This is a genomic window from Arthrobacter sp. NyZ413 (assembly GCF_049390645.1).
Taxonomy (GTDB): Bacteria; Actinomycetota; Actinomycetes; order Actinomycetales; family Micrococcaceae; genus Arthrobacter.
The window spans coordinates 1,163,371-1,178,899 of sequence record NZ_CP155434.1; the positions used below are offsets into that span (position 1 = coordinate 1,163,371).

A 15,529-nucleotide genomic window follows, 5' to 3' on the forward strand; every position below is an offset into this window, starting at 1 on the left:
CAACACCTAATCCGAAGCACTCGCTTCACCCTTGTGCGGTTCCGTGTTCTCCGCAGGCGGGATCCGTTGGTTTCGGGTAACGCGGGTGGTAGCGCCATGCGGGGCAGGAACAGCCCGGATACCGGTTTGTCCGCCTATGCCAGTGACTTTCCGCCCCCAGGGCCACCGCATCCCGCAAAGGTTCGTTGGTGTACATGGTGCCTCCTAGTGGACCTGACCGTCCGGCTGAGCCTCGGCCTCGGGTTTCTTGAAGAGGAAGGAGTGGGTAATCGAGAGTTCATCGGGAACGGTGTGGGAGACCAGAACCACGATCTTGTTGCGCGCCCATTCGTCCAACTCGCCGATGAGGGCGTCAATGCCTTGGACATCCATCCCGTTGAAGGGCTCGTCCATGGCAACAATCGGGGTATCCGCCACCGTGCACATCAAAAGCCAAAGTTTCCTGACGTTGCCCGTCGACAGCATCGAAACAGGTTGCTCGGCCCAGCTTTCCAGTCCGTAACGTGCAAGTCGGGCGAGTCCGGCTTCTGGACGGACGCGACGGCTCCTGGCCGCGAGGGCCAGGTGATCGTGAACGGTCATGGACGGGAACAGCGCGGGCGACGTTCGGCAGACGCTGCGGACTTGGCGCGCGTCGGCGGAACCGGCGTCGATATCGCAAAGCCGGACGCTCCCGGACCACGGCCGGAGGAACCCGCTCAATAGCTCAAGGAAGGTCGATTTGCCGCTGCCATTGCTGCCGGCCACACGGTACAGGCCGGGCGACGTCATGCTCAGGCTCAGTCCTTCCACGACAGGTAAGCCCTGCCGGTAACCCACCGTTACAGAGTCAATCTCGATCGAAGGCTCAAAAGGCGTTGGCGCAAACATACGGCGGCTCCGAGGGTCAAGAAGGCGGAATAGCCCAACAACACAAAGGTGCTAAATCCAGGGCTGACGATAAGGGTGAAAGAACAGGGGGAGACGAGCAAAAGAGTGAGGACAGCGTCCATGACGTCGTTGGATTTGGTGCCGTCAGTAGTTGCCGACGGGCTAGACATCGACTCCGCGACGACGCCCGCCGCAGCGACGATTACGCTTGCCAGAACAGCGCCGGGCGCTAGGACACCCAGCGCGAGGTACGCCGCCCAGAAGATAAAGCTGCCAATCACGGCGCTCAACAGGATGTAAGTTCCCAGCAGTTTGGCGGCAATGGCGGTCGCCGAGGAACCGTTCTCCCACGCGAATCGGTAGTGATAGAGCTTTGCCGTGGGACCGATGCGCTGAAGCGTCGGCTCCGTGACCGCGAGGCTCAAAAGCACGGAGATCCCGAGAAACGACCTGGCCAGCTCCGCCTCGCCAAGAGTCGAATGAAGAGGCAGGATGGCCCGGGCACCGAGCAAGATCCCGACGACCGCAAGCCAGGCAAGGACGATCGTGCTGACCACCGTGCCCTGTTTGCTGCTGACCATGTCAGTGACGACGAAACGTGCGAGTCCTGGTTTTCCCCGGCGGGCGGCAGGGCCCTTCGATGATGCGGGAAGTGAAATGCGCAGGTATGAGAGTCGTCGCCATCCCCGCACGCCGAGCGCGAGAAGCAGTCCGGCAGCGAGCAAAGCAAACACCGTCAGCCAGGGAAGAAAGGACATTCCTTCCAAATCACGGCCATCAAGCGGTCCGATGAGAGGTGCGAGGAATCCGGTGACGATTCCGAGAATCACCCCGAAAACCAAGGCAATGAGGCAGTACTTCCAGTGCAGGCCTACCCGCCGGACGGGAACAGAGGCGAAATGGACCACGGCGTAAAAGCACGCGCTGGAGACAAAAATCAGTACCGCGATTGACGCAGCTGCGAGCCTGGCAAACGTAACGGATTGCTCGAAGAAGACCACAAGGAACCACGCCCACGAATACGCCAGTAGACCGATCCGACGGAAAACAGGAACAAGGCCGTATCTGATGACGACCTGGTGAAAAGGCAAGTCCAAAGCCCTGAAGAGCTCCACGTGCGGGCAGCCCGAAACGGACAGGCGCCGGCTCGAAATGATGTCACCCAGCGTGATCGCGGTTCCGGCATAAAGAAGGCCAAGGAATCCCCAGTTCAGTACGGCTTGCGTGTCCTCGCGAAGGGGCCCATCGCGGAGAACCGACAGGGTTGAGAAGAGCAGGAGTGTGCCCACCACGAGCACGGCAAACGACCCGACGGTGGTGATTGCCTTGAAACCGTCTAGCGTCACCGGCAGGCGCAGTGCATTGACGAACTCAAATGCCCGGAAATCCCGAAGGGTCCGGTAGTCCGCCTTCCATTCCTGTTTGCGCACGTTCGCTGTGCTCCCAAGCTGCCGCTCGACGTCGTGCACTGAGGTTTTTGTGTCCATCGGCGCTTAGAACTTGCTTTGCGGATTCTTCTTCTGGACGGAGTCCATGAAGGTCACCAGGGTGAGCACCGCGAGACCGAGCTCGCAAACGACGGCGATGACCGACGTCGTTCCCTGGAACGGGACCGCGGATCCCGTGCCGAGGGCTGCCGCGTTCGAAAATCCGGCGATCGCGAAGACCACCGTTTTGAGCAGCAACCATTTTCGGGCGGGACTAAATGCCGCAATCAAGGTAGCGGCCACGCCGAAGATGAATAGGACGGCGACCATTGAATTCCGCAGGACGAGCGGATCGATGTTCCTCAGGCCCACCGGGGGAGCGGCGGACCACAGGAGCGTCGCGGATATTCCGGAGAGGACGGCGGCAAGGAGGCCGACGATCCGGAGGAGAAGGCTATAGAGCTGGGTAAACATCGGAACTTTCTGGCTCGGAAATGGTTTCGGACGGCTTAGCCGACGGCGACGATGGATGCCAGGCCGATGGCCGTCAGCACCACGAGGACTTTCCTGCCCGCCGGGAAATGGCGCCAATGTCGGAAGAAGAAGACCAGGACGAGAATCGCCATGGCCGGGAAATAGACCCAGTACCCAGGGACGTCACGTGGTTGAACCACACCGAAAACCACGCTGAAGAGGTTTACCGGAATGGTCGAGAGAACGGCGATGACAAAGAATGCACCCATATTGAATCGTCCGGCGACCCGGCATTTTGCGGGGATTATCCGCTTGTCCAGGACGGAGGCCAGGGAGAAATACAAGGCGATGATTACTGCGTAGACAAGGAAGAACACCACGGTGCCGACCGTCATCGAAAGCTGCAGCAGGCGATCGTCGCCAAGCTCGGATTTCACCTCCTCCGGCACGCGAGTGCTGAGGTGCTGCCTGGTCAAGGGAAGCCGCAAGGCTACCAATGCCATCAGGACGATGTACGCCGCGATCCAGAGGAGGCGCGATGTGGAGATCCGCTCCAAACCGCGTGATGGCTCAGGCCGCAGCTTCCCGACGGTTGCCACGTTGATTACGGTCTCGGATTCCTGATTGTTGCCGGTTCCGGTCATGAAGTCTTCCCCTTTAGGTCTTCAGGTGAATCACGATGGCCTCGATGGCGGCACCGAGGACGATCAAGGCAAGGGCGATGAGAAGGGTGCCCAAGGAACGGGCGGTGTCCTGGATGAAAGACGCGACGGTGGCGGGCTCGCGCTTGAAGGCGAGCCTCTGGACGAGCCCGGCAGTTGGCTGGAAGCCTGCCGTTGCCGCCATGACGAGGCCGAGGAATTCAAACGGCACGTACCAGATCACGTCGGCGAGGAGGTTGCCGCCGCCCACGGAATGCACTCCGAGGGAGACCGTTGCGCCGACATAAAGGGCAAGGATTCCGGCTCCAACAAGAGTGGTAAGGCCGAGCGTCGCGATGCCCGAATAGAGCACCAGGGCCGCCCCTACGTTCCGTGTGAGGATTTGCACGAAATCCTTGCCGTACAGCGGGCTTCCGCCCATGCCCCGGGCGTCCCGGATCCAAGAGGTATCCATTGCCGCGTAGCCGAAGAACGCTATGGCAGCCATGATCAACCCCGTGCTTGGGAGCAACCACCCAGGGATGCTCCCAAGCACGCGTGCTGTTTTAACAAGCATTGATTAGGCGACCGCTTGCGCCCGACCAATGCGGAAGAGAATGCCCCGGGCGGTGGCGATCAAGGCACCGGTAATTCCGGCTCCAAAGACCGCACCGATCACCACGAGGGCCCAGCCTCCGACTTCGATGGCCTGCATGATCTGGGAAGCGGCCGCGGCGGAGATGCCAAGGGATCCCGCGATCCAGGAAACCGCCATGCTTGCCCCGAAGATACCCACCACGGCGATAGCGGCTGCAGCCGCCGCCTGAAGGCCAGTCCTCTTCGTCAGTGTTGATTCCACGTTTTACCCCTTTTTCTGAGAGATGGTTGCCAGCGGGTTGCTGGTCCTGAAGGCAGCGGCCCTGTCCTACGAGGGCTGCCGACAGTTCAGATTCTCTCGGTGAAAATGGGGGTCTAGGTGTGGAAAGGGGCGGATTTGGTCCTATCTAGGGGTAAACAAGCGTGATCTAGGTGTAAGAAGAGGTCCATCTAGGTGTAAATCCGCAAAAACACCTAGTTGGGGTCCGGGCTTCGGATCGTCAGGCCTGGCCAGCACCTTTGCAGCGCCGTAGGCAAGCGAATGTCACCGCCGTGTTGACCGGGCCTTGGCGGGCGAACCCACAACGAATGGCCGCGTGTTGACAGCTTTGCTCGGAAGGACCGCCGGGGTGACGTCGGTGGCGGTCTCCTCGACCTCGTTGACGGATCCGGTTCCGAGTCCACGGACGGTCCAACCTTCCGCCCGCCATGCCGCAGCGTCCAGGACGTTCCGCGCGTCCAGCACCATTCGGCGTCGTACGAGTTTTCCGACGGCGGCGGGTGACAAGTCGCGGTACTCGTCCCACTCAGTGAGCAGCAGCACGAGTTCCGCACCTTCGAGCGCACGGTTGGTGGAAGCCTCGAAACGTAGCTGCGGGTAGCGCATCCAGGCGTTGTTGATCGCTTTGGGATCGGTCACTGTGACGTGGGCGCCCGCGGCAGCGAGCTGGAGCGCGACGTCCAAGGCAGGGGAGTCCCGGATGTCGTCCGTGTCAGGCTTGAAGGCTGCGCCCAGGACCGTGACAGTCCGGCCGGACAGGAAACCCTTGCACAGATCACGAGCCACGAGAACGGTGCGGGACCGCTGGGAGAGGTTGATGGAGTCCACCACGCCCATCCACTCGTCCACGGAGGGAACGGACAGTGCCTGTGCCTGCGCCCGGAACGAACGGATATCCTTCGGCAGGCAGCCTCCGCCGAATCCCAGTCCGGCGTGCAGGTAGCGGTTGCCGATGCGAGGATCCAGGCCCATCGCCTCGCTCAGTTCGGCGACGTCCGCCCCGGAAGCATCGCACAGTTCGGCCATGGCGTTGATGAAGCTGAGCTTCGTGGCCAGGTAGGCATTGGAAGCGGACTTGATGAGCTCAGCCGTGGCAAAGTTGCAGACCAGTCGTGGGATACCGGCGGTGATCAACGGTTCGTAGACGGCGTCGAGCGCCGCGGTGACAGGAAGGCCGCCGGCAGAATCCTTGCCGCCGGGCACACCGTAGACGAGTCGATCCGGCACCAGCGAGTCCTTGACGGCGGTGCCCTGCCGGAGGAACTCGGGGTTCCATCCGAGGAGGACATCTGGCCGGCGGGCAAGGATCCCACGGAGCATGTCCACTGTTCCGACGGGAACAGTGGACTTGCCCACGACGACGGCGCCCCTCGCCAAATGGGGGAGCAAGCTCTTTGTTGCTGCGATCACGTAGGAAAGGTCCGCAGTGTCCGAGGTCTTGGACTGCGGCGTGCCCACGCAGACGAAGTGGACTGACGCATCGGCGGCATCGGCGAAGTCAGTGGTGAACGTGAGCCGCTTCGTTGCGAATCCGTCCCGGAGGAGTTCGTCAAGGCCGGGTTCGTGGAACGGGGCGAAGCCCTTGTTCAGATGGTCTACCTTTTGGGCGTCTACATCGATGCCCACCACCGTGTGTCCCATCGATGCGAGAGTGGCCGCATGCACTGCGCCGAGGTAACCGCAGCCGACGACGGAAATTTTCATGCTGGGAGTCCTTTGCTGGAAGTCGCGGGGAAAGTCGGATGGATTTTGGCCACCGAGGCGGCCGGGGCAGGGAGCTCAGCCAAGACCTCGCCCGAGATGACGGCCTCATAGTGGTTCACGAGCTGGGCGCTCAGGACGGGCCACGTCCGCCCTTGGACCGAAGCGAGGGCCGCCGTTCCGAACGCGCGGCGCTTGGCGTCGTCGCCCACCAGGTCCTGAACATAACCACGCAACTGGGCAAGGTCGCCGGGCTCGTAAAGCCAGCCTGTCCGTGAGTTTTCCACGAGGTCGAGGGGACCGCCGCGGCCCGTGGCGACCACTGGAACCCCCGAAGCCATGGCCTCCTGGATGGTCTGGCAGAACGTTTCGAATTCGCCAGGATGAACGAAGAGATCAAAGCCGGCTACGGCTTCGGCAAGCTCTTCGCCGCCGAGGAACCCGGTGAAGACTGCTTGTGGCAGTGCGGCTTCGAGCGCCGTGCGTTGCGGCCCGTCGCCCACGATCACCAGTTTGGTTCCCGGTAGATCGGCGAGCACCGCGAGGTCCTCCACCTGCTTTTCCACGGCGAGGCGGCCCACATAACCGATGACGCGCTCGCCGTCGGGCGCCACCGAGGCGCGCCACGCCGTCGAACGCTTGGCGGGGGAGAACCGCGCGGTATCCACACCGCGCCGCCACATGCCCACCCGCAAGATCCCGCGGCCGCGCAACTGATTGAGCGCGAACGTGGACGGGACCAGTGTCCGGTCTGCGAGGAGGTGGATGTTGTCCACCCGGTTCCAAGCCCAGTTCTCCAGGATCGGCACGCCGTACCGTCCGGCGTAGCTGGGAACCTCGGTCTGGTAGATGGCCACTGTGGGGATGCCGAGCTGATGTGCCGCTTGCACGGCCCGCCAACCGAGCACGAACGGTGATGCGAGGTGGACGACGTCCGGTGCGTAGTCGGCAAGGATTCTCTTGACCCGATTCACACCGCCCAACGCCACCCGCACATTCGTGTAACCCGCCAACGGCACGGACGGCAGGCGGTGAATATACGCCCCGTTCACGACGTCCGAGACAGCAGTGTCCGACGTCGACGGCGCAATCACCATTACCTCGTCGCCGCGCTCCTGCAGGTGCTCCAGCACCCGAAGGATGGAGTGGGTAACTCCGTTCATGAGCGGCAGGAATGATTCGGCAACCACAGCGATCCTCACACCTCCACGGTCCGCTCGGCGGTTGGCGGGGCGGCGGAATGGGCATGACGCGAAGGGGAAGGTTTGGTTAACAAAGCGATGTTGCTACTTGAAGTAGCACTTCGCGGCAATTGCGGACACAACAGTGCCCGCCGACCCGGGTTGCCTATTGCAATTTTGATTGAAAACGCTGAGGGCGGCCACAGATGTAGCCGCCCTCAGTTGTTCACGGCGCCGACCTCAGGATGTCCGGCAGGACGTCCACAAAGACCGTCTGGGGAGGCTCGTAATAAATGACCAGGACCTCATCGCCGACGTTGAAAACACTTGTCTTGTCGAACGGGTGGGCATGGAAGGCGCTCGTCCCGCCATGGAACGGAAGCATCACCTCGCCCACGGTCCCCGGTCCGATCCGTCCCGTTACCCGGCCGATCTTGCCGGTCAGGCTCCGATCAACCTCTCTGTGCATGGAAACCACTGTGCATCACGGCTACTTGGCGTCGGGAGCTTTGGGCCGCGTCGGCTGTACCTTGCCGTTCTTGAGGGCACCGGTTATCGATGGTAGGAAGCTTCCCACCTGAGACAGGATCCCGCCCACCATGCTGTTGAGTCCCTCGCCGCCATTGAGGACGGTGAGTTGGTCCACATGGGCGAACGGCTCGGCGGCAGCAGCGACGATCGCTGGCATGTTCTCCGCCAATTGCTGCGAGATCACGGCTTCCTGGTTGGTTCCCAGCGCCTCGGCGCGGGCTTTGATACCGTCGGCTTCCGCGAGGGACTTGGCCTTGATTGCCGAGGCGGCCGCGTCACCGCGGGCCCTCGTGGCCGCCGCTTCGGCCTCGCCGGTGACCTTGGTGGCCCCGGCCATGGCCGCCGCTGCCGACGCGCTTGCCTGCGCTTCGACTTCCACGCGACGCGCATTTGCTTGCGCTTCGAGCTCGGTGCGCCGGGCCCGTGCCTCCGCCGCGCTGATATCCGCGGACTTCTGGGCTTCGGCTTCCGTTCGCAGTGCATAAGCTTTGGCGTCTGCCGGCTTGCGAATGGACGTCTGGAGCTTTTGCTCCTCGCGATCGGCCTCCAACTTGGCCACTTCGGTTTCCTGGACAACCACTTGCTGGCGCGCCGTCGCTTCCGCCAAGGGCCCGGCCTGGGCAGCGTTAGCGCGTGCGGTTTCCGCGTTGGCTTGCGCAGCCGACTGCTTGATCGCGGAGAGGCTCTGGGCGTCCGCGATCTGGGCTGCGGCTTCGGCTTCCTTTTCGGAGGCCTCGCGGTTCCGCGTGGCCTCCGCGATGCGGGCCTCCATTTTCACCTGGGCAATGTGCGGCTTGGCGAGGTTCTGGATATAGCCCGTTGGATCCTGGAGGTCCTTTATCTGGAGGGAATCAACCACCAAGCCAAGTTTTTCCATTTCGATTCCGCTGGCACTGCGGACCAATGACGCGAGTTTGTCCCGCTCACGAATGATTTCTTCCATTGTCATGCTGCCAATAATCGAACGCAGGTGTCCTTCGAAGACGTTGTAGACCTGGCTTTCCATTTTGGGCTGTTGGCCGAGAAACCTCCTCGCCGCATTCGCGATGAAAGCCGGGGCGTCGCCGATCTTATAAATCACGACGCCCTCGACCACCACCTGGATGCCCTGGGAGGTCACGCAGTTGACCTGGAGTTCTGTTTCATTCAGCGTCAGGGACAACGTCCTGACGGTCTGAAGTCCTGGAACGACCAGCGCACCTTTTCCGGTGACGATTTTGAAATCCATTCCGTCCCGCTCAAGCGTTCCCCGGGTGAGTCCGGAAATGATGAGCGCTTCATTCGGTTCAGCTACCTTCCACGTCAATCTGATCACCAGCCTGATTACGGCTACGGCGACGACCACCCCCAAAACGATTACAAGAATCGGCAGATAAGCAGCAAGGTCGAGCATGACTGTCCTTTCAACGACTAGCACTCAAGCGGCTCGTGTAGTCAGTCTGCTGCGCTCCGCTCCAGTAGTCCAGCAAATTGTTAACGGAAGATCTCCGGCTCGAGTGCCCTTAGGAGCGCGTTCCCACCAGCGCTTCGGAGGTTTGTCCGTACAGCCAGTCGTTGTACTGGAAATCGCCGTCCTTGCGGCTCTTGAACAGGAGGTTCCGCAACACGCGCGCGACGCCGGAAACGTGCCAGGATTCGCCCCATACCCGGGCGGTCCGCTGGACACGCGCGGTGCGCCCTGCGCGGGCTACGTTGAAATCGCTGATGGCGAGGTCCCACGCACGGGCGTTCACGCCGTCGGCGGTAAAGACGGAACCGAGGGTGGAGTCTTGCAGCGCAGCTGCGTCTTCGAGCGCCTGGCACGCCCCTTGGGCAAGGTATTGGAGCATCGGGTGGGCGGCGTCGCCCATAAGCACCAGGCGGCCGTCGATCCAGTTTTCGATCGGCTCGCGATCGTACATGGGCCAGCGGATGCCGGTTGCGAGATTCTGCAGGGCTGCCCGGACGGCAGGGACGCAGTCCCGGTAGGCGGCCTCGAGTTCGTCCACTCCGCCGTACTGTTCTTCGCCTCGTTCGAAGGACGGGGACTTGAAAACAGCCACTGTGTTGAGCAGTTCGCCCTTGCGGAGCGGATATTGGACGAGGTGGCAGTCCGGTCCGAGGTAGACGATGACGTCCTCAAGATCCGCGGCCGGTGTTTCCGCCGTGATCGTGACCGTACCGCGGTAAGCGACGTACGACGACGATACTGGGCCGTCCTGCGCGACTGCGGCACGAAGGGTGGACTTGAGTCCGTCCGCACCGATCACGACGTCGGCCTCGTAAACCTCGCCGCGGGCCGTGTGCGCGATGCCGCGACCGTTCACGGTCTCCACGTTGTCGACGACGACGTCATTCACCAAATGGACACCGGCCTCCTGGCAGGCTTCCAAAAGGATCCGGTGCAGGTCGCTGCGGTGGATCACGACGTATGGAGCGCCGTACCGTTCCTCGAAGTCGCCGCCGAGGGTCTGGCGGGTCAGTTCCTCACCGGTAAGGGCGTCGCGGAACACCAGGTGCTTGGGCCGGACGCCGATTTCCAGCGCCTTCTCCAGCAGTCCCCATCGCTTCAAGACGCGGGAAGCGTTGGGCGCCATTTGCAGGCCGGCGCCCACTTCGCCGAATTCCGGCGCCCGTTCAACCAGGGTGACCTCGGCACCGTTCGAACGGAGGGCCAGGGCCCCGGCGAGGCCGGCCATTCCTCCGCCGACGACGAGGACTTCAGTGGACGGTGTGCGGTCAGGCATTGCTGGCTCCTACAGAGGTGGTGATTGTGGAATCGTGTGCTTTGGTTCGCGCGTTGTTGATCCGGGCGCGGATGGCTCCGAGCAAGATCGCGGCGACGCCGGCGGCCCCGGCGAACGCGATGAAGTTTGAATTCACGCCCAAGCCCGCAGCGAGCAAGAGCCCGCCGACCTGTGGCGCGGCAACTGCCCCGATGCGGCCGACACCCAGGGCCCAACCCAGGGCCGTTCCCCGCAGGTGGGCCGGGTAATGGCTTGCCACTGCGGCGATGATGAGGCATTGGGTTCCGTGGGTGCCGACACCGGCGAGCACGAGCATGACGTAAACGACCATCACCGGCGGCCCGGCTACGAGGACAGCCAGCGCGACGGCGGCGACGGCGGCTGCCGCTATCGCCGTCGGGACCGGTCCGAAGCGGGTTCCCGCCCAGGCGGTCGCAACCGATCCGACGACGGCACCGAGGTTGAGTGCCAAGGCGAAAGTGAGTGCCGATCCGAGGTTGTAACCGGCCAGTTGCATCAGATTCGGGAGCCAGGTGCCGAGGCCGTACCAAGCGAAGAGGGTCACCAAGGTGGCGACGGCAAAGAGAAGGCTCATTCCAAGGTGGGGGGCTCGGAGGAGTGACTTGAATCCCACGGGTTCGGCGGGCTTAGTGGGAGGCAGCGTTTCCGGCAGGAACCACAAGCCCAAGGGAACGATGACGAGCAAGGCCACAGCTGCCACAAGGAACATCACGGGCCAGCCGAAGGCCGGGATGAGGGGAATGCCCGCCAGCGCGGCGACTGAGCCGCCGATAGGTACGCCGGACATCATCAAGGTGGCGATCGTCGAGCGCCATTTCGCCGGTACCATTTCCGCGACCAAGGCGTTGGCCGAGGGAACAAGTCCACCGAGGCCGATGCCGGCGAGCAGGCGCAGGCCTCCGAAGGCGTACGCGTTCGGGGCGAAAGCGCAGAGGATGGTGAGCGCGGAAAACACGGTTGCACAGAGGATGATGGTGCGGCGCCGGCCCCAACTGTCCGACATCCGGCCCGCGAAAATGGCTCCGATCATCATGCCGACGAAGGCCATCGAGCCGACGGTTCCGGCAGTGGCCTTGCTGAGCCCCCAACCGGTGTCAGTGATGAGCGAGGACTGGACGGTTCCGTAGACGATGAGGTCGTAGCCGTCGAAGACCACGAGCAGCCAGCAAACGAGGACGGCGGCGGCTGAACGCCTCGAGAACGTGGCCGGGGCATCGGGGGAGACCCCGGAGAAGTGGCGCCGTTGGGTCCGCTCCGGCGCTGCAGCGGAAGGGGTGTGATTCATGCCACCACTGTGGCGGCGGTCGCCTCTAGTTCCCAATATAATTCTGTTGTGCAGAATCTTCGGGCTCGCAAGAAGCCCGCCTACTCCATCGAAGCAGTGGACAATGCCTTGCATCTCCTCCAGCTCTTGCGGGATGGCGGTAGCTTGCGGCTCAAGGACGCCGCGGCCGAGCTGGATGTTGCTCCGTCCACGGCCCATCGGCTTTTGGCTATGCTGGTGTACCGCGGGTTCGCGGTCCAGGATGAGACCCGCCGCTACGTGCCGGGGCCGGCGATGGGAGTCGGGCCGGCCGGACTCAGCTGGACCCGGCAGCTTCGCTCGGTGGCCCAGCCGCACATGGAGCTCCTCAGCGGCCGTATCAACGAGACCGTCAACCTCATGGTCCGGGTTGGCACCAAGGTCCGGTTCCTCGCGACGGTCGAAGGTACCAGCGCCTTGCGCGTGGGGGACCGGCAGGGAACTGTCCTTCCGGCCAACAAGGCGTCGGGCGGCAAGGCGATGCTCGCCGAATTGGAGCCGGCCATGATTGAGCAGCTGTTCCGCAGCCACAATGCCGAGATCGGTGGGGACAACATTCCCGACGCCGAATACCCGGCCTTCCTCCGCGAGCTGGAAACGATTCGGAGCAACGGATTCGCCGCAAACTTCGAGGGAACGGAGGATGGAATCAGCGCACTCGGCGTGGCCTTGCACAACAGGCACGGTGCCGCCGTCGGCGCCTTGAGCGTCGCGACGCCGGTGACGAGGTTCCGTAAATTGTTCGACGGCGGCCTCGTGGCCATCTTGCGGGAAACGCAACGCCAGCTCGAGATCGACATCGCCGCCCACCCGGCCGAGCCGGATTGAATCACGCAGCTAAATTCTGCCCTACAGAATTTCATGGAGTTGGCTCGGCGCTGTCCCTAGGGTCTGGAGTACGCAAAACCAGTCCGTACTCCCCAAGGAGGGCCTTGTGTCCGTCAGCGCCGATAACACAACCCATGATTCAGTTGCGGCGGGGCACGTCGTTCCTGAGCCCACGCCCGAAGAAGCAGCCCAACTGGAGCAGTTGTACCGGGACTTCGACAAAGAGAATCTGATCCCGCTGTGGACGGAAATCGCGGACTTGATGCCGATGGTTCCCTCCCCGAAGGCAGTGCCCCACGTGTGGCGGTGGAATGACCTCTATCCGTTGGCCGCACGGGCCGGAGACCTCGTGCCTGTGGGCCGGGGCGGCGAGCGGCGGGCGATCGCCCTGGCGAACCCGGGACTGGGCAATACCCCTTATGCCACTCCGACGCTGTGGGCCGCGATCCAGTACCTCGGCGCGCATGAAACGGCCCCGGAGCACCGTCACTCGCAGAACGCGTTCCGGTTCGTCGTCGAAGGCGAGGGCGTGTGGACCGTGGTCAACGGTGATCCGGTGGCGATGCGCCGCGGCGACTTCCTGCTCACTCCGGGATGGAATTTCCACGGCCACCACAACGACACCGATCAGCCGATGGCCTGGATCGACGGCCTGGACATCCCGTTCGTGCACTATGCGGACGCAGGATTTTTCGAATTCGGCACCGAACGCGTGACGGACGAGGCGACTCCGGACATTTCCCGTTCCGAGCGGTTGTGGGCGCACCCGGGACTGCGGCCCTTGTCCGGGTTGCAGGACACCGTGAATTCCCCGATCGCCGCGTACCGCTGGGAACACACCGATGCCGCCTTGCGCGAGCAGCTTCTCCTCGAAGACGAGGGGCATCCGGCCACCGTCTCACAGGGCCACGCCGCCATCCGGTACTCGAATCCGACCACGGGCGGGGACGTCATGCCCACCATCCGGGCGGAATTCCACCGGCTCCGCGCAGGGGCTTCCACCGAAGCCGTGCGCGAGGTCGGCTCCAGCGTCTGGCAGGTCTTTGAGGGCACCGGCACTGTCGTTTTGAACGGCGAATCGAAGGCTCTCGCGAAGGGCGATCTCTTCGTAGTTCCGTCCTGGCAGGAATGGTCGCTGACGGCGGACGCAGATCAGCCCGGGTTCGATCTCTTCCGCTTCAGCGACGCCCCCATTTTCGAACGACTGAACTTCAACCGCACGTACATCGAAGGACGCAGCAAATAATGAGACTCCTCACCCTCCGCACCGCTGAAGGAACCGGTACAGTGGCCGTCCGCCAGGACGGCGACACCCTGACCGAGATCGACGGGTTCGCCGACGTCGGGGCGCTCCTGCAGGATCCCGCCTGGGAGACCACCGCTGCGGCGGCCAACGGCGCAACGCACGCGCTCGACGGCGCCGACCTCGCCGCCGTCGTGCCCTTACCGGGGAAGATCATCTGCGTCGGGCACAACTACCGCAACCACATCAAGGAAATGGGCCGGGAGATCCCCGAGTACCCCACCCTGTTTGCGAAGTACCCGGAATCGCTGATCGGCCCGAACGACGATCTGGCGTTGCCGCAGGAATCGGACACGGTGGACTGGGAAGCCGAGCTCGCCGTCGTGATCGGCAAGAAGGGACGCCGCATCGCCGAGGCGGACGCCGCGGACCACATTGCCGGGTACGCAGTGCTGAACGACATCAGCATGCGTGACTACCAATTCCGCACGGTCCAGTGGCTGCAAGGCAAGACCTGGGAAAACAGCACCCCCTTCGGGCCGGCCCTTGTCACGAAAGACGAATTCACGGTGGGCCCGCTCATGACGTCCGCAGTGGACGGCGAGATCCAGCAGCGGACTCCCACAGCGGACTTGGTGTTCACGCCGGAATTCCTGGTCTCCTACATTTCCGCCATCATCACCCTGAACCCGGGCGACGTCATCGCGACGGGCACTCCCGGCGGCGTGGGCCACGCACAAAACCCCCAGCGCTACCTGCAGGAGGGCCAGGTCCTGGTCACCGCAATCGAAGGCCTGGGACAACTGACAAACCGCGTGGTCAAGGAAGCCTGATGGTCGCCCGCCACGACCTCACCACGGACCCGGGCCTGCAGGAACAACTTCTGCAGGCCCGGCGTGGGACGGCTTTCTTCGCCCGCAAGCTCAATGAACTCTCCGACGCGGAACTCGACGGCGAGTCCCTCCTGCCCGGCTGGACCCGCCGCCACGTCGCGGCCCACATCGGCTACAACGCCCGGGCCCTCGCCCGCCTGGTTGAATGGGCGGCCACCGGAGTGGAAACCCCCATGTATCCATCCGCGGCGGTGCGGGATGAGGAAATCGAGTTCGGCGCCACCCTGTCACCCATCGCGCTGCGCAACCTCTTCGACCACTCCGCCGTACACCTGTCCGTGGAGTGGCGGGATCTTCCCGACGACGCGTGGCGGCACACCGTCCGGACGATCCAGGGCAGGGAAGTGCCGGCGTCGGAAACTGCATGGATGCGTTCCCGCGAAGTCTGGGTACACGCCGTCGACCTCGCCAACGGCGCAACCTTTGCCGACATACCCGCCCCCGTTCTCGAGCGGTTACTGAAGGACATTACGGGTGCCTGGCACGCGCGTGGAACGGATGCAGGTCTGCTCGTCACAGTTTCCGGCACGGAACTCGCTTTCGGAGATCCGGACGCCGCGGTGGTGGTCGCCGGCCCGCTTCCTGGCGTTGTTGAATGGGCCACAGGGCGCGGGAACCGCGGAGTGACCGCGAGCGAGGCGGGGCGCCGCGGGCCGGTGCTGTCGCCACCTGCCTGGATCTGACTGTTGCCGCGCTCGTTGAACACAAAAAGATGGTTGGCGCAGCTCCGGGCTTCATCACCGATAGAACTGCACCAACCGCTTTTCTGACTATTCAGGTTTAGCTGTAGATCCTACTCATCGGCGGCTCCTG

At 63.3% G+C, this 15,529-nt stretch carries 16 protein-coding genes; 4 read left to right on the top strand and 12 right to left on the bottom strand.

Annotated elements, in window-relative coordinates; genetic code table 11:
• Window positions 1-204 precede the first annotated feature (204 nt).
• From ABCW42_RS05555 to ABCW42_RS05610, 12 genes are all read right to left on the bottom strand, one after another.
• Window positions 205-771 carry an ABC transporter ATP-binding protein gene (locus ABCW42_RS05555; RefSeq protein WP_423183913.1) on the bottom strand — a complete coding sequence of 189 codons (567 nt, stop codon included), beginning with the start codon at window positions 769-771 and terminating at the stop codon, window positions 205-207.
• Between the two features lie 50 nt (window positions 772-821).
• Window positions 822-2,357: a hypothetical protein gene (locus tag ABCW42_RS05560; protein WP_423183914.1), complete on the bottom strand. Its 1,536-nt coding sequence runs from the start codon at window positions 2,355-2,357 to the stop codon at window positions 822-824.
• Between the two features lie 6 nt (window positions 2,358-2,363).
• Window positions 2,364-2,771, bottom strand: coding sequence for a hypothetical protein (locus ABCW42_RS05565; protein ID WP_423183915.1), 408 nt, complete (start codon window positions 2,769-2,771; stop codon window positions 2,364-2,366).
• 35 nt (window positions 2,772-2,806) lie between these two features.
• Complete coding sequence (locus tag ABCW42_RS05570) at window positions 2,807-3,415, bottom strand: YIP1 family protein (RefSeq protein WP_423183916.1); 609 nt, start codon at window positions 3,413-3,415, stop codon at window positions 2,807-2,809.
• 13 nt (window positions 3,416-3,428) lie between these two features.
• Window positions 3,429-3,920, bottom strand: a complete 492-nt coding sequence (locus ABCW42_RS05575; RefSeq protein ID WP_423183917.1) for a hypothetical protein — start codon at window positions 3,918-3,920, stop codon at window positions 3,429-3,431.
• 72 nt (window positions 3,921-3,992) lie between these two features.
• Window positions 3,993-4,271: an uberolysin/carnocyclin family circular bacteriocin gene (locus ABCW42_RS05580; RefSeq protein ID WP_423183918.1), complete on the bottom strand. Its 279-nt coding sequence runs from the start codon at window positions 4,269-4,271 to the stop codon at window positions 3,993-3,995.
• A 282-nt stretch (window positions 4,272-4,553) separates the two neighbouring features.
• Window positions 4,554-5,993: a UDP-glucose dehydrogenase family protein gene (locus tag ABCW42_RS05585; protein WP_423183919.1), complete on the bottom strand. Its 1,440-nt coding sequence runs from the start codon at window positions 5,991-5,993 to the stop codon at window positions 4,554-4,556.
• Complete coding sequence (locus ABCW42_RS05590) at window positions 5,990-7,192, bottom strand: glycosyltransferase family 4 protein (RefSeq protein ID WP_423183920.1); 1,203 nt, start codon at window positions 7,190-7,192, stop codon at window positions 5,990-5,992. The genes ABCW42_RS05585 and ABCW42_RS05590 overlap by 4 nt, the downstream gene beginning before the upstream one ends.
• Before the next feature lie 205 nt (window positions 7,193-7,397).
• Window positions 7,398-7,640 (bottom strand): hypothetical protein, encoded by a 243-nt coding sequence (locus tag ABCW42_RS05595; RefSeq protein ID WP_423183921.1) that lies wholly within the window; start codon window positions 7,638-7,640, stop codon window positions 7,398-7,400.
• Between the two features lie 21 nt (window positions 7,641-7,661).
• Window positions 7,662-9,095, bottom strand: coding sequence for a flotillin family protein (locus ABCW42_RS05600; RefSeq protein ID WP_423183922.1), 1,434 nt, complete (start codon window positions 9,093-9,095; stop codon window positions 7,662-7,664).
• A 109-nt stretch (window positions 9,096-9,204) separates the two neighbouring features.
• Complete coding sequence (locus ABCW42_RS05605; protein ID WP_423183923.1) at window positions 9,205-10,428, bottom strand: FAD-dependent oxidoreductase; 1,224 nt, start codon at window positions 10,426-10,428, stop codon at window positions 9,205-9,207.
• Window positions 10,421-11,734, bottom strand: coding sequence for an MFS transporter (locus tag ABCW42_RS05610; protein WP_423183924.1), 1,314 nt, complete (start codon window positions 11,732-11,734; stop codon window positions 10,421-10,423). Before ABCW42_RS05610 ends, ABCW42_RS05605 begins: the two co-directional genes overlap by 8 nt.
• A 48-nt stretch (window positions 11,735-11,782) precedes the next feature.
• Here ABCW42_RS05610 and ABCW42_RS05615 point away from each other — a divergent pair, with 48 nt between their 5' ends.
• From ABCW42_RS05615 to ABCW42_RS05630, 4 genes are all read left to right on the top strand, one after another.
• The gene (locus ABCW42_RS05615) at window positions 11,783-12,580 is read left to right on the top strand and encodes an IclR family transcriptional regulator (RefSeq protein ID WP_423183925.1); all 798 of its coding nucleotides are present in this window, start codon (window positions 11,783-11,785) and stop codon (window positions 12,578-12,580) included.
• A gap of 106 nt (window positions 12,581-12,686) precedes the next feature.
• Window positions 12,687-13,826, top strand: a complete 1,140-nt coding sequence (locus ABCW42_RS05620) for a cupin domain-containing protein (RefSeq protein ID WP_423183926.1) — start codon at window positions 12,687-12,689, stop codon at window positions 13,824-13,826.
• A complete protein-coding gene (locus ABCW42_RS05625; protein ID WP_423183927.1) occupies window positions 13,826-14,656 on the top strand; it encodes a fumarylacetoacetate hydrolase family protein in 831 nt (276 codons plus the stop codon). The genes ABCW42_RS05620 and ABCW42_RS05625 overlap by 1 nt, the downstream gene beginning before the upstream one ends.
• Window positions 14,656-15,399, top strand: a complete 744-nt coding sequence (locus ABCW42_RS05630; protein WP_423183928.1) for a maleylpyruvate isomerase family mycothiol-dependent enzyme — start codon at window positions 14,656-14,658, stop codon at window positions 15,397-15,399. The genes ABCW42_RS05625 and ABCW42_RS05630 overlap by 1 nt, the downstream gene beginning before the upstream one ends.
• Window positions 15,400-15,529 lie beyond the last annotated feature (130 nt).

Coding starts and splice junctions, on each gene's coding strand:
- ABCW42_RS05555 (WP_423183913.1), bottom strand. CDS start 771: ATGACGTCGCCCGGCCTGTACCGTGTGGCCGGCAGCAATGGCAGCGGC.
- ABCW42_RS05560 (WP_423183914.1), bottom strand. CDS start 2,357: ATGGACACAAAAACCTCAGTGCACGACGTCGAGCGGCAGCTTGGGAGC.
- ABCW42_RS05565 (WP_423183915.1), bottom strand. CDS start 2,771: ATGTTTACCCAGCTCTATAGCCTTCTCCTCCGGATCGTCGGCCTCCTT.
- ABCW42_RS05570 (WP_423183916.1), bottom strand. CDS start 3,415: ATGACCGGAACCGGCAACAATCAGGAATCCGAGACCGTAATCAACGTG.
- ABCW42_RS05575 (WP_423183917.1), bottom strand. CDS start 3,920: ATGGCTGCCATAGCGTTCTTCGGCTACGCGGCAATGGATACCTCTTGG.
- ABCW42_RS05585 (WP_423183919.1), bottom strand. CDS start 5,993: ATGAAAATTTCCGTCGTCGGCTGCGGTTACCTCGGCGCAGTGCATGCG.
- ABCW42_RS05595 (WP_423183921.1), bottom strand. CDS start 7,640: ATGCACAGAGAGGTTGATCGGAGCCTGACCGGCAAGATCGGCCGGGTA.
- ABCW42_RS05600 (WP_423183922.1), bottom strand. CDS start 9,095: ATGCTCGACCTTGCTGCTTATCTGCCGATTCTTGTAATCGTTTTGGGG.
- ABCW42_RS05605 (WP_423183923.1), bottom strand. CDS start 10,428: ATGCCTGACCGCACACCGTCCACTGAAGTCCTCGTCGTCGGCGGAGGA.
- ABCW42_RS05610 (WP_423183924.1), bottom strand. CDS start 11,734: ATGAATCACACCCCTTCCGCTGCAGCGCCGGAGCGGACCCAACGGCGC.
- ABCW42_RS05625 (WP_423183927.1), top strand. CDS start 13,826: ATGAGACTCCTCACCCTCCGCACCGCTGAAGGAACCGGTACAGTGGCC.
- ABCW42_RS05630 (WP_423183928.1), top strand. CDS start 14,656: ATGGTCGCCCGCCACGACCTCACCACGGACCCGGGCCTGCAGGAACAA.